At 69.0% G+C, this 12,895-nt stretch carries 12 protein-coding genes, 1 pseudogene and 1 riboswitch; of the genes and pseudogenes, 3 read left to right on the top strand and 10 right to left on the bottom strand.

The genetic code is table 11. The features are described 5' to 3' along the window. The first annotated feature begins 96 nt into the window (after positions 1-96). Positions 97-1,197: an epoxide hydrolase family protein gene (locus BLU81_RS06165; RefSeq protein ID WP_092556667.1), complete on the top strand. Its 1,101-nt coding sequence runs from the start codon at positions 97-99 to the stop codon at positions 1,195-1,197. Here the strand turns inward: BLU81_RS06165 and BLU81_RS06160 are convergent. From BLU81_RS06160 to BLU81_RS06150, 3 genes are all read right to left on the bottom strand, one after another. Then, a complete protein-coding gene (locus BLU81_RS06160; RefSeq protein ID WP_092542423.1) occupies positions 1,181-2,131 on the bottom strand; it encodes a phosphotransferase in 951 nt (316 codons plus the stop codon). The two genes, BLU81_RS06165 and BLU81_RS06160, sit on opposite strands and share 17 nt — an antisense overlap. Before the next feature lie 8 nt (positions 2,132-2,139). Further along, positions 2,140-2,688, bottom strand: a complete 549-nt coding sequence (locus BLU81_RS06155) for a LysM peptidoglycan-binding domain-containing protein (protein WP_092542421.1) — start codon at positions 2,686-2,688, stop codon at positions 2,140-2,142. Then, a riboswitch (cyclic di-AMP (ydaO/yuaA leader) is annotated at positions 2,687-2,866 on the bottom strand. It overlaps the preceding gene by 2 nt. 160 nt (positions 2,867-3,026) lie before the next feature. Continuing rightward, a complete protein-coding gene (locus tag BLU81_RS06150) occupies positions 3,027-3,941 on the bottom strand; it encodes a CPBP family intramembrane glutamic endopeptidase (RefSeq protein WP_092542419.1) in 915 nt (304 codons plus the stop codon). Between the two features lie 102 nt (positions 3,942-4,043). On the opposite strand from BLU81_RS06150, the gene BLU81_RS06145 reads away from it, so the two are divergent. Further along, entirely contained in the window at positions 4,044-4,565 is a 522-nt protein-coding gene (locus tag BLU81_RS06145) for a GNAT family N-acetyltransferase (RefSeq protein ID WP_092542417.1), read from the top strand. Positions 4,566-4,651: 86 nt separating this feature from the next. Here BLU81_RS06145 and BLU81_RS06140 read toward each other — a convergent pair whose 3' ends face one another. From BLU81_RS06140 to BLU81_RS06125, 4 genes are all read right to left on the bottom strand, one after another. Next, the gene (locus BLU81_RS06140; RefSeq protein ID WP_197686135.1) at positions 4,652-7,360 is read right to left on the bottom strand and encodes a beta-galactosidase; all 2,709 of its coding nucleotides are present in this window, start codon (positions 7,358-7,360) and stop codon (positions 4,652-4,654) included. 83 nt (positions 7,361-7,443) lie between these two features. After that, a complete protein-coding gene (locus BLU81_RS06135) occupies positions 7,444-8,280 on the bottom strand; it encodes an SDR family oxidoreductase (protein ID WP_231954223.1) in 837 nt (278 codons plus the stop codon). Then, on the bottom strand, positions 8,268-8,792 hold the full coding sequence (locus BLU81_RS06130; RefSeq protein ID WP_092542413.1) for a GNAT family N-acetyltransferase: 525 nt from the start codon (positions 8,790-8,792) through the stop codon (positions 8,268-8,270). Before BLU81_RS06130 ends, BLU81_RS06135 begins: the two co-directional genes overlap by 13 nt. Before the next feature lie 21 nt (positions 8,793-8,813). Beyond that, positions 8,814-9,866, bottom strand: a complete 1,053-nt coding sequence (locus BLU81_RS06125) for a rhamnogalacturonan acetylesterase (protein ID WP_092542411.1) — start codon at positions 9,864-9,866, stop codon at positions 8,814-8,816. A 128-nt stretch (positions 9,867-9,994) separates the two neighbouring features. On the opposite strand from BLU81_RS06125, the gene BLU81_RS06120 reads away from it, so the two are divergent. Then, positions 9,995-11,233: a hypothetical protein gene (locus BLU81_RS06120; RefSeq protein ID WP_092542409.1), complete on the top strand. Its 1,239-nt coding sequence runs from the start codon at positions 9,995-9,997 to the stop codon at positions 11,231-11,233. Positions 11,234-11,309: 76 nt separating this feature from the next. On the opposite strand, the gene BLU81_RS06115 is transcribed toward BLU81_RS06120, so the two are convergent. The 3 genes and pseudogenes from BLU81_RS06115 to BLU81_RS06105 all read right to left on the bottom strand — a co-directional run bounded on the left by BLU81_RS06115 (position 11,310) and on the right by BLU81_RS06105 (position 12,863). Then, positions 11,310-12,098, bottom strand: a complete 789-nt coding sequence (locus tag BLU81_RS06115; RefSeq protein ID WP_092542407.1) for a DUF6807 domain-containing protein — start codon at positions 12,096-12,098, stop codon at positions 11,310-11,312. Between the two features lie 139 nt (positions 12,099-12,237). Beyond that, positions 12,238-12,555 (bottom strand): annotated as a pseudogene (locus BLU81_RS06110) (sugar kinase); the annotation flags it as partial. A gap of 77 nt (positions 12,556-12,632) precedes the next feature. Continuing rightward, positions 12,633-12,863: a hypothetical protein gene (locus tag BLU81_RS06105; RefSeq protein WP_157751313.1), complete on the bottom strand. Its 231-nt coding sequence runs from the start codon at positions 12,861-12,863 to the stop codon at positions 12,633-12,635. Positions 12,864-12,895: the final 32 nt, after the last annotated feature.

Here is a 12,895-nt window from a genome sequence, read left to right as displayed (position 1 = left end):
GACATCGCCGTGAGCATTCCGGTCAGCGGCCCGATACGCCAGCGGATTCACTCGTCCCGCCGGTACCGGCCCGTGGAAGCGGCGGACAATCGGCGGATGAAGATCGAGCCGTTCCAGGGGCGGATGCCTGAATCACAGCTTGCCGACCTGCGGGCCAGGATCAAGGGTGCCCGCTGGCCGGAGGCCTCGCCGGTGCCGGGGTGGGGGCAGGGCATTCCGGTGGAGACGGTGCGGGAACTCTGTTCCTACTGGGTGGACGGTTATGACTGGCGGGCGGCGGAGGACCGGCTCGACGCCGCCGGGCAGTTCATGGCCGATGTGGACGGGTTCGGTATCCACCTGCTGCACGCCCGTTCCCGGCGGCCGGATGCCTTTCCGCTGGTTCTCACGCACGGCTGGCCGGGGTCGGTTCTGGAGCTCGTGGGGCTGGCGGGGCCGCTGGCCGAGGCCGGCTTCGACGTGGTGATCCCGTCGCTGCCGGGTTACGGATTCAGTGACAAGCCGGCCGGGCCGGGCTGGGGTGTCGAGCGGATCGCGGACACCTGGGCGCAGCTGATGGCCGGTCTCGGTTACCACCGGTTCGGGGCGGCCGGCAGTGACTGGGGCACGAGCGTCTCCAGCTGTCTCGCCGCACAGCATCCGGGGCGGGTGGCCGGCATCCATCTGGTCCCGCCGCTGGCCGGTCCGGCGCCCGGCGAAGCCCTGACCGATACCGAACAGGCCGCGAGGGATGAGGCGCACCGGCGGGAGCGGGATTCGTCGGCCTATTCGGAGATGCACCGGACGGCGCCGCAGACCATCGGTTACGCGCTGCTCGACTCGCCTGTCGGACTGTGCGCGTGGATGGCCGAGAAACTGTTGTCCTGGGGTGACGGCTTGACCCGTGACCAGGTGCTGGATCAGGTGACACTGTATTGGCTGACCGGCACGGCGGCGTCCTCGGCCCGGCTCTACGCGGAGAGCATCGACCGGGTCGGGGCCTGGATCGACGGCCGGGACGCGACTGCGGTGGACGTACCGGCGGGGGCCTCGGTCTTTCGGGGTGAGGTGCCGCGGCCGTCCCGGCGCTGGGCGGCTCGCCGTTATCCGGACATCCGATTCTGGGCCGAGCACGATCGCGGCGGCCATTTCCCCGCCCTGGAGGTTCCGGAACTGTTGATCGGCGACCTGTGCGCGTTCTTCAGCGAATTGAGGTGAGCGATTCGGCGACATCGTCGCGGTGCCCGGTCCACCAGCGCAGCACCGCGGACGAACTGTGGAACAGGTGGTCGCAGCCGGTGTCACCCTGGTCGTAGTGGCGCCGCAGGAAATAGGTGTCGGTCGCGAGATCCCACCATCGGCGGTGGGCGGCGTCCCGCATCGCCACCGCGGGAACGGCTATCCGGCTGCGATATCCGGCACTGAAAGCGGCGATCCGGTCCAGGTCCAAACCCGCGGACGAGACAAAGACGATTGCGGCGGTACGAATGACCTCACGCCCGTAAGGTCGCACGCCGAGCCGGTCCCAGTCGAGGATGCCGCTGACTTCCGAGCCGGTGAAGAGCAGGTTGAGTGGGGTCAGGTCGCCATGGGTCCAGCCGATCGGGTCCTCGGCTCCCGGATCGGGCCGCAGGTGGGCGATCGACGGCAGCAGCCGGAGCCGCCAGTCGATCTCGGCGCGGGCGAAATCGTCGAAGCCGGTGTCACCGGTCGCCGCGGCGAGCCGTTCGAGCTGGGCGATCGTCTCCGCAACCGTGGGCGGTGGCGGCAGCGTGGACGGCCCGGCGGGCAGCGCCGCCCGCAGCACCGAGTGCGTGTGCCCGATGACCCTCCCGAGTTCGTGACACGCGGGCAGGCTCAGCGCGGTGCCGGGTGTGTGCGTGCCGGGCAGCCAGGGTGCGATCGTGTACCAGTGGCCGTCCAGTTCGGTGAGACCGAACGGTACCGCGACCGGGATGCCGTGCGCCGCCAGCGTGGGCAGGGCCCGTTGCTGGCGGCGGACCGTGGCCGGGGTGGCGTCACGCAGGCGCTTGACGGCGTAGTCGGCGGACCTGGTCGTCCAGCGCCAGTTCTGGTTCATCAATCCGAGGGTGATCGGCACGCTGGCGAGAACGGGAGCGACGCCGAATCGGGCCGACAGCGTGCCGATCACGTCCGGGGTCAGAGTTTGATGCGCTGTCCGGGGAGGATCTGGCTGGGGCTGTCGAGAATGCTCTTGTTCAATGCGTAGAGCGTACGCCAGCCGCCCTTGATCTTCTTCTTGGTGGCGATCGAGGCGAGGGTGTCGCCGGAGCGGATCACGTAGGTCTTGCCGCTGGGTTTCGCGGCGGCCGGCTTCTTCGCCGTCACCTTCTTGTAGACGCCGGACTTCTTGCCGCACGTCGGCCAGGGGCTGAGGCCGCGCTTGGCGTGGATCTTGTTGGCGACGGCGATCTGTTCGCCCTTGGTGGCCTTGTCTGCGGTCGAGGCGTACTTGCCGCCGCCGTTGGACTTCCAGGTGCTGCGGCTGAACTGCAGGCCGCCGTAGTACCCGTTGCCGGTGTTGATGTGCCAGCGGCCGCCGGACTCGCACTTGGCGACCACGTCCCAGTTGACCTGCCGGGCCGCACTCGCCGGAGCCGCACCGCTCAGGACGATGCCGGCTCCGGTGATTCCCGCCGTGACCATGGTCAGGGCAAGGCGCACTCGTCTACTACCGATCCGAGACATGGGTGATCCTCCACGCCTACGAGGTGAGCTGTCGGGTTCGGGACGATCCATCCCGGCCGTGTCACACACACGGCTTCACCCCGAGGCGCAAGAACGATGCGCCGTAGAGATTGGGTCCCCCGCTCCTGCCGTCCGTTTCGTTTCTGTGAGCGGCGGCAGGATTCGGCGGTCCGCTCACAGTGCCCGCAACGCGGGACTGGCGACGACGGTAACCACGTCGATGGGCCGAGAGCCAAGAAAACGAGGGGGAATAGTGACGTTCTTAACAGTATTTGCCCGATTTGATCTTCTTGGCGGGTTGATATTCCGGTTATTCCTCTTTGGAGAGGTACGGACTACTAATGCACGCTTCCGACCAGCTCACGACTGTCCATCGGGGCCGGGCGCCGACGCCACAGCCAGGTGATCACCGCGGCGAAACCGAGCAGCACCGGAAGATCGGCCGCGGCCATCTGCCACGGCATGTCCGCCGCCGTCTCGTCGATCGTCAGCTGCCCGAAAGCCCCCGCGACAATGCTGCTGAGCAGGTTGTTCATCACGTGCAGAGCGATCGCCGCCTCCAAACCGCCGGTGCGGACCGTCACCCAGCCGGCGATCACTCCGAAAACGGCCAGGTCGAAGAAGCCGAACGGCGTACCCCACCCGTGCAGTGCGGCGAAGACCAGAGCCTGAAAGACGATCGGCACCCACGGACCGCGGAACCACGTGCCGACGGCCTGCAGCAGCCAGCCCCGGCACAGGTACTCCTCGGCCGCCGCCTGGAACGGCACCACCAGGAACAACACGGCCGTCGATGTCAGGAACGGCGCCCAGCCCACCAAGGGGACGTCGAGTCCGGACTCCTCACCGGTCAGCACAGCGAGGGCCGTACCCCCGGTCATGAAGACGATGATGGCGACCGCCGCGACCGGCAGGCAGATCATCAGCCACCGCCATCTGATCCGCCCGTCGACAGAGGAGAGGGTGCCGGCCGGCCGGGCCTGGGTCAGGCGGGCCGCGAGCAGGACCACCGGCAGCAGCACGGCGAGCGACACGAACCCGAGCGCGAGTTCCGCGAGCGGACCGAAAGTGGGCATCCCGTCCGCGCCGTCCGGTTGCCCGGTCAGCTCGGCGGCACCCGCGTAGACGAAAAAGGTGACCAGGAACGCCACCACACCGGTGGCGAGGATGAAGAACGTGCCGAGGAGGGGCCGCCACCAGCGGTGGGTGGGGGTCAGTGCAAGGCGGTGGTACGGGGTTCCGGTCGTCGACATGTACTGAAGTCTCGTCAATATCGACGACCGGCGGATCTGGCCACGGCCGGATCCTCGTCCCTACCCAGAGATATAGAGCAGTGCAGCGGGCAGAATGCGAGCATGGAACCACCCGAGATGATCAACGCCGGCACTCTGGTCCTGAAACGCTGGGAGCCGGAGTGGGCCGACGAGCTCACCGCCGCCGTCCGCGAGTCGCTGCCCGAGCTGAAACCGTTCCTGCCGTGGGCCACCGACGACTACGAGCTGTCGGGCTCCCGCGCCTACCTCGCCAGTGCCGACCAGAGCTGGGAGAAGGGCACCGACTTCCAGTACGCGATCTTCACCGCGGTCGGCGACCTGATCGGCAGCATCGGCCTGCACACCCGGATGGGCCCGGACGTGATGGAGATCGGCTACTGGCTGCGCTCCCCGTTCGCCGGGCAGGGCCACATGACCACGGCAGTGCAGGCGCTGACCCGGGTCGCCGTCACGCTGCCCGGCATCACCCGCGTGGCGATCAAGCACGACGCCCGCAACACCGGCTCGGCCCGCGTCGCGGAGAAGGCCGGTTTCACCGAGACCTCCCGCCGGGTCACCGACTCCGGCGACACCGAGATCACCCGGGAGCGCCCGGCAGCCTAGAGCGCATCCCTCTCGGCGTTCGCGTCACTTCCGGAGGCGATTCGGGCCGGGTCTGCGACGGTGACGACAGACCCGGCCGGGTACGTCTACCGGACGATCACGACCCCACGAGCCGGGAGTGTGGCGGGCGCGTCCGGGACGCCGGACAGGTCGACCGGCTCGTCGGTGCGGTTGATCAGGAACCGGGCCGGGCCACGCACCGCCAGCTCCACCTTTCCGCGCAACTCGGCGGGCAGTTCACTGGTAGCGCCGGCCGGGAGCAGCAGGTCGTCGAGGATCGCGGCCAGACCGTGCGGGCCCAGCCGGGTGGAGACGTAGGCCGCCGACCCCTCCCCCACCTCACGCCGGGTGACGGCCGGTCCCCCGTCCCGGTAGCCGGCGAGCACCTTGACGGCCGGGTCGGTAACCTCGACCCGCTCTGACCACAGGGTGCCGGACGTGCCGTTGGTGAGCGGTACCGAGACACCGTCGAGCAGGGGTGCGAACTCCTCGACCCGGATGCCGAGCAGGTCACGCAGCGCGCCCGGATAGGCGCCGGGCCAGGCGTGATCGAACTCGTCGACGATGCCGGAGAAATAGGTGGTCACCAGGTGACCGCCTGCGGACACGTACTCCGCAAGGCGCTCTTGAAGTGCGGCCGGAACCACGTGCAGGATCGGGGCCACGACCAGGCGATAGCCGCTCAGATCGGCGGCGGCCGGGACGACGTCGGCACGGATGCCCCGGTCCAGCAGGGCGGTGTACCAGTCCAGGGCCTCGGCACGGTAGCGCAGGCGGTCGGTGGGGTGCGAGTCGAGTTCGGCGACCCACCACGACTCGTAGTCGATGAGCACAGCGACTTCTGCTGGCGTACGAGCAATCCCGGCTATGTCCGAAAGTGACCGCAACCGCGCGCCGAGATCGGTGACCGCCCGGAAGATCGCGCTGGTCTCTCCGGCGTGCGGCAGCATCGCCGAATGGTATTTCTCGGCACCGGCCCGGGACTGCCGCCACTGGAAGAAGCACACTCCGTCGGCACCGTGGGCGACGTGCGTGAGCGAATCGCGGGCCAGTTCGCCGGACAGTTTAGGCACGTTGACCGGCTGCCAGTTGACCGCGCTGGTGGAGTGCTCCATCAGGAACCAGGGCCGCCCGGTGATCAGGTTGCCGGACAGGTTGGCCGAAAATGACAGTTCGTCGCGGGACTGCGGGCCGGGCCGCGAGTAGTGATCGTTGGCGACGAAGTCGACCTCGGCCGCCCAGTCCGGATAGTTCATGTCGTTGATGTCCCCGGCGACCATGAAGTTCGTGGTCACCGGGATCTGCGGGGTCAGCTCCCGCAGAATCCGGCGTTCGGCCAGGTAGTGGTCCTTGAGCGCGTCCGACGAGAACCGTTTGAAGTCGAGCTGCTGCGTCGGGTTGACCGGCCCGTTGGCGTGGCGCGGCGGCAGGATCTGCTGCCACTCTCCGTAACGCTGCGACCAGAAATCGGTGCCCCACGCGCTGTTCAGAGAGTCCAGGTTCCGGTACCGGGCCCGCAACCAGATCCGGAAGGCGCGCGCCGCGTCGTCGGAGTAGTCGTGCACGTTGTGGCAGCCCAGCTCGTTACTGACATGCCAGGCGGCGAGGGCCGGATGGTGCGCGTACCGGTTCGCGAGCCGGCGGACCAGGCGCAGCGCATGATCGCGGAAGACCGGTGACGTGGGCCGCCAGTGCTGGCGGGCGCCCGGCCAGACGGTGCGGCCGTCCCGGTCCACCGGCAGGATCTCCGGATGCTCCGTGGTCAGCCACGGTGGCGGCGACGCGGTCGGGGTGGCCAGGTCGACCAGGATCCCGTTGGCGTGCAGCAGGTCGATGACCTCGTCGAGCCAGCCGAAGTCGTAACGCCCTTCGGCCGGTTCGAGCCGCGCCCACGAGAAGATCCCCAGCGAGACGATCGTGACGCCCGCCTCGCGCATGGCCCGCACGTCGTCGGCCCACACTTCGCGCGGCCATTGCTCGGGGTTGTAGTCGGCGCCGAATTCGAGGCGCGGTTCACCATCGCGTCTCAACCACCGAGGGGCTTCCTGCGGTACGCGTAACGCGCTCGCGAAGAACCCCAGCGACACGTCCACCGCCTCGGGTTCGTCCAGCGGGCGATTGAGGTGGCCGTGTGTCGAGCCCCGGGCCAGGAAGGACTCGACCTCGACGTGCACCTCCCGCAGCTGCCGTTCCAGGATCTCGCCGGACGGCCGCAGGTCGTCGTGTTCGGACAGCAGGATGTGCACCGGCGGCAGTCCGTCGAGCCGCGCCGCACCCGGCATCGCCTCCGGCGGGAGGTCACTGATCCGGCCCACATAGTTGCGAACCAGTTCCTCGGTGTCCTCGAGATGCCGCCCCAGCCCGAGATCCGGAACCGGAAAGTGCACAAACGGGTAAGCCAGAAGAACCAGATCCGGAGCCGTCGCGCTCGTGTCGCGGGCTCGGATCGCGGTGGCGAGGGCCAAGGCCGCTCCCGCGCTGGCTCCGCCGATCGCCTTCCGTTTCGGCAGGTCATCGCGGCCGGCGACCCAATTCCAGACGGCGTGCACGTCGTCGAGTGGAACCGGATAACGTACCCCAGCTACGGCTAGCCGATAGCCGACGGAAATGACAATCGCGTTCGCTCGCCGGGCGAGTTCGGCACCGACATGATCCGATTCGGGCATGCCGAGTCCCCCGTGCCGAAACCCGCCACCGTGCGCCCAGACGAGCACCGCCCCGGCAGCACCATCGGGTTCGAAGACGCGCACCGGAATCACTCCGTGCGGACCGTCGACCTCAAGATCGGAATGCATTGATCCACACCTCACCATACCGAGACAGTGAAACGTATTAAGCCACCCTAGACAGCAGCCCGGAACCCCGGCAAGCGCTTTCCTCAGGCAAATCCGCCGTTACTGAGCAACAGCTGCCCGTTGATCCACTGCCCCTGTGGGGAGCAGAGGAATTCGACCAGGTTCGCAGTGTCCCGTGGAGTGCCGAGCCGGCCGAGCGGCGTGGCCGCCAGACACGCGTCGCGGATCTCACCGGACATCCAGCCGGTGTCGACGGGCCCCGGATTGATCACGTTCGCGGTGATGCCGAGATGGGCGAGTTCCCGGGCCGCCGCCATAGTGATCCGGTCGAGCGCCCCCTTACTAGCCCCGTACGGCAGGTTCCCCACCGTGTGATCACTGGTCAACGCGATGATCCGACCGCTGCCGTACTCACCCCGGAACCGCCGCCCGTGCTCCCGGATCAGCAGCCACGAGGCGCGAGCGTTCACCGCGAAGTGCCTGTCGAAACTCTCCACGGTGGTGTCGAGCAGTCCCGAGTCGACCGACTCGGCGTGGCTCATCACCAGCGCGCTGACCGGGCCGAGCCGCAGTTCCACCTCGTCAAAGATCGCGGCCGGTGCAGCCACGTCGCTGAGGTCGGCCTCGATCGCCAGCCCTCGCCCGGCGAACGACTCCGTGACGGCATGGGCGGCTCCCGGCTCCACACCCCAGCTCATCCGCTCGTCGTAGCCACTCCAGTAGGTGATCGCGACGTCCCACCCCGACGCCGCCAGCCGCGTCGCGATGCCGGCGCCGATCCCCACGGTCCGCCCCACCCCGGTGACCAGAGCCACCGGCCGCCCCACACCACCCGCCGCGCCGGCTGTCAGGCCGCCGGGCCCGCTGTCCACCACACCGTCTGCCGTGTCACCCGACCCGCCGTCCGTCACGCCTGCCACACGCCCATCCACTGTTCCGCGCCCCACTTCTGGAATCTCCGCTCCTCGGTGAACCCGAGCTTCGCCGCCAGCCGCATCGAAGGCTCGTTGGCGGACTGGGTGTAGAGCACCACCCGCTCACCGGGAAACGCTCCGGCGAACCAGTCGAGGGCCGCCGAGCAGCCCTCCGCGGCGTACCCGGCACCCCAGAACTCCGGCAGGAAGAGATAACCGAGATCGACCTCTTCCGGGCGATCCCGGCCCGCCGGTCCCATGATCCGCCGTTCGAGCAAGACCGTGCCGATCATCCGCCCGCCGAGGTCGACGACGAACACTCCCGGGCGGCGGCCGGGAGTTTCGGGCAGACGCTCGGCTTCGTCCGGCGACTGCGGTCCACCGAGATAGGCGTTCACCTGCGGCGACGTGTTCATTTCAAGGAAGGCCGGACGGTCCCGGGCCTCGGATTCCCGGAGGACGAGCCGCTCGGTCCTGATCGGAGCGGGCAGCCAGCCACCGGTCCCTGGATTCTCCACCCGCGCAGAGTAGAACGACGGTCAAATGGCTCCGGCTCGGAACGCTCGCGGCGGCAGGACCCGGAGTTCCGCGAGACGGGTCAGGACCAACAGGCCGATCCGGTCGGCACCGTACCCGGAGAAGTGGGTGTTGTCCCGCAGCTCGTTGTAGAGATAGATCGACTTGGACCCCTCCACCCCCAGCGACTCGACCAGGGCGGCACTGTCGGCGGTCAGGTCGACGTAGGGGACGTTCAGCCCGGTCGCCACCGCCCGCATCTCGGCGGGCAGCCAGACCCCGAGGCCGTTCAGGTGCCGGGCCACGTCGTCGAGCCGGCCGGTGCTGTCGAAGCGGCGGCGGACCGGCGGGCTGACCAGGACCGGCTTCGCGTGGACGGCGCGCAGTTCGGTGATCATGCGGGTGAGGTTGGCGCGGTAGTCCTCGGCGGTCGTCTGCTTGTCGTTGTGACCGAACTGGATCAGCACCACGTCACCCTGTCGGACCTGCGGCAGCATGGTGGCCCAGAGCCGCGCGTCGGCCAGGAACGAGGCGGTGCCCTCCCCCGAGTCGGCGTGGTTGGCGACCGTCAGGCCACGCAGCAGGTGCTGAGGGATGGCCTGGCCCCAGCCGACGTAGGGATCGGCGGGCTGATCACAGACGGTCGAATCGCCGGCCAGGAAGAGTTGCGGTGCCCGTGGCGAGGCGGCCCGGACGGTGATCTTGCGGACCTGGGGCGCGGCACCGGTGAACGTCAACGTGAGGCCCGGAGTGCCGACGTTCTCGATGGTGGGTTCGCTCTCGGGTTCGCGGACGTCGACACTGAAGGCGCGCCGGGTGAACAGGCCGGCCTCGGTAGCGGTCTCGGCGAGCATCAGGCGACGAGTCTCGGCCTGGACGGCGGTGCTGCCGGCCGCGTCCCGGGAACCGAGGACGACGTTGACGTCGTATTCACCGGGGCCGACGTCGTAGTGACAGACGACGGGTGCGGCGCCGGTGCACACGCCGGGTACGGATCGGGGACCGGCGGCATGGGCGGGTGCCGGGAGACCGGCGGCGGCGACCACGGTGAGGGCCAGGACGCGGGAGCTTTTCATCAACGTGACTCCAATCGGGGATTTGAAACGTTTACATTGATGAATGCCAATCAGTCAAGCCGCCGGGGCGGTTATCGGGCGGTGACCGGTTCACCGAGCGGAATCGGAGCACTCGATAAAGTGGGCCGGTGCCCGTACTCCGCAAGGTTCTGTCCTCGATCCTGACGCTGATCGCGCTCGCCGGGGCGTTCCGGCTTCTCGCTCCGGCGACCGCGACAGTTCAAGATCAAGAGCCGCCTGGCGTACGTCTACAACTCGCATTCCTGAGACAACAACTGGAGTCGGGCGCCGACCACGACGCACAGTCACTGTTTCCGGAGGGCTATTACTTCCTCAACGTCCTCTACGGTCTGACCTGGGTGGACCTCGGCAACCGCGGCGTCGAACCGGAACGCGCCGCCGACGAGGCCGCCTGGGCACTGTCGCGTCTGGAGTCACCGGCCGGGCAGGCGCCGTTCGACCCGGCGGCTGTCCCGGCGTTCGGTGTCTTCTACGCCGGCTGGACAAACCGGCTGCGCGCCGGCCTCCTGACCCTGCGCGACGACCCGGGCCAGCGCACCCGGCTGCTGGCCGATTCGGCGACCCTGGCCGCCGCGTTCGACGCGTCACCGACCCCGTTCCTGGCCGCTTACCCCGGGCAGGCGTGGCCGTGCGACTCGACCGTGGCGATCGCCTCGCTACGGCTGGCCGACACGGTGACCGGCGGGTCGCAGTTCGCACCGACCGTCGACCGCTGGGTACGACGCTCGCAGAGCCTGCTCGACCCGGCGACCGGCCTGTTGCCGCACTTCGTGGACGCGTCGACCGGAGCGCTGGTGGACGGCTCACGCGGCACCTCACAGGCGATCATCCAGCGGTTCCTGCCGGAGATCGACCAGGTGTTCGCCCGCGAGCAGTACCTGACCTTCCGCGACAAGTTCCTGGACCGCCCACTGTGGCTGGGCCCGGCGATCCGGGAGTACCCGCACGGCAGCACCGGCGAGGCGGACGTCGACTCCGGCCCACTGATCCGTGGCATCAGCCTCTCCACCACGGTCGTCGCGCTCGGTGCCGCCCAGGCGCAAGGCGACAAGCCGCTGGCCGAAGCACTCGCCAACTTCGGCGAGTTCGCCGGCCTGCCGGTGGCCACCCTCGACACCAAGCGCTACGCGTTCGGCCTGGTCCCGGTCGGCGACGCTTTCCTGGCCTGGTCGAAATCAGCCATCACCCCCGCATCCGACAGCCCGGAACCGGTGATCTCCGGCTGGTGGCGAGCCCCGCTCCTGACCCTGCTGCTCCTGCTGGGCCTGGGCCCGTGGCTCCCCGCGATCCGAAGGTCAGCGCTCAAGCACAAACGACAAGCCGAGACCCCCGACGCCCACATCTGACCCGGCCCGCTCACTGCCAGACCCCAGCGATCGCGCCGCGAGCAGGCCGTATCGCGGTGAGGTCACCGCAGGCCGGTCAGAGCGCCTCGATCTCGTCGCGGGTCAGGCGGCCGTCGGCGATCAGGACGCTGATCTGTCTGGTCAACGGGGCGCCGGGCTTGATCGTCAAAAGATCTTCCCAGGCGTGGGCGGTACAGACGCCGTTGTAGTCGCCGGTACGGGCGAACCACCGGTCGGCGCCGGCGATACCCCGGAAGACCAGCGTGTACGAGTCCTGCACCGCCAGCGCCAGCCACGGATCGGTGGAACCGTGGGCCTCGCCGCCGGACGGGACGAACGCTTCCGCCGTGCCGGCCGTGGCCCGCCAGAAGAAGCCGCCGTAGCCCGCTCCGCCGGTGCGCCCGTTCGTCGCGGGACTGCCGAGGGTGACCTCGGCTTGGCCGGGGACCGCCAGTTCGTACCGGAAAAGCAGCTCCCAGCCGTGCACAGCGTGCCGGGCGGTGACCGAACGCTGCTCCCGCAGGATCGTCCGGTCCGAGCCGTCGACCCAGCGGAGACTGTCGGTGAAGCCGCCGTCGACCGGTTCCTGACCGTCGGAGAGCACCTGCCCGTGGTCGTCACGCCAGATGTAGCCCTCGTCGCGGACGTAGGTGCGCCCACCCCAGACGTTGACCCCGGCGACGTCCTGCATCGTCACCGAGACGCCGAGGTGCCAGGGGTGGTCCTCCGGATACTCGTCGGTGACGACCGTGCCGCCCAGAGTCCGGATCGGGTGCAGATAGGGCCGCGGAGCCAGGCGGATGTCGACATCGGGGGTGGTCACGTAGGTGGCGACCGGGGTCCCGTCGACAAGCAGTTCGGTCATCCTCGACCCTTTCCTCAGTTCGGCTTTCCGGCCTGCGGGTAAGCGCTTTCCTCAGGCAACGTAGCGCCAACGATCCATCCCCGGCAAGGACGAACCAGGACCGTAGACGACGAGACGTTCAACTAGCCGGCCGGGGGAATCGGGCGGCCTCGCGCCGGTCGAGGATCTCGCCGCCGAGCCCGACCCGGGCCGCGACGAGCCGGTCGACGGACACGTCGAAGGCGAGCACGAACACCCGGCCGGTCGCCGGTCGCACCACCAGCGACGGGCGGCCCGCACCTTCCGGGACGGCCGGGCTCTCCTCGCTGACCAGGCCCGCGGCGGCCAGCTCGGTGGTCAGGGCGAGGATGGTGCTGCGGTTGACGCCCATCCGCTCGGCGAGGACGGCCCTGGTCAACGGGCCGCCGGTGTGCACGTGGCGAAGCAGGATGCCCAGGTTCTCACGGTGCCTGCTCACGGTCGGTGTTTCCTTGCCGGCTGATGGAGCGAACGGGCCTCCAGCCTCTCACACGACTCTGAGCTGGGCCGACGTGCTCAGTTGACGCCGACCGGGGCGGGGAACCAGGGGCCACTGTGGAAGTTCGTGACGATCTCCTCCTCGGGGTCGCCCGGCTTCGGGCTGTGGCTCGCCGTCCCGGATTCGGGCGTCGAGACGGGGATCTCCGGCTGGCAACACTCCGTGGTGGCCAGCGCCGGTCCGGCCAGGAACATCGCCCCCGCGATCAGCCCTGTTCCGGTCACCAGCAGCCGCATCGTCCTGTTCATCGCGCCACTCCCTCCGAGGTCGATCCAGGAGC

The sequence above is a fragment of the Actinoplanes derwentensis genome (assembly GCF_900104725.1).
Taxonomy (GTDB): Bacteria; Actinomycetota; Actinomycetes; order Mycobacteriales; family Micromonosporaceae; genus Actinoplanes; species Actinoplanes derwentensis.
The sequence above is the reverse complement of the archived record's forward strand: the minus strand, read 5'-3'. Positions and strand labels throughout refer to the sequence as shown.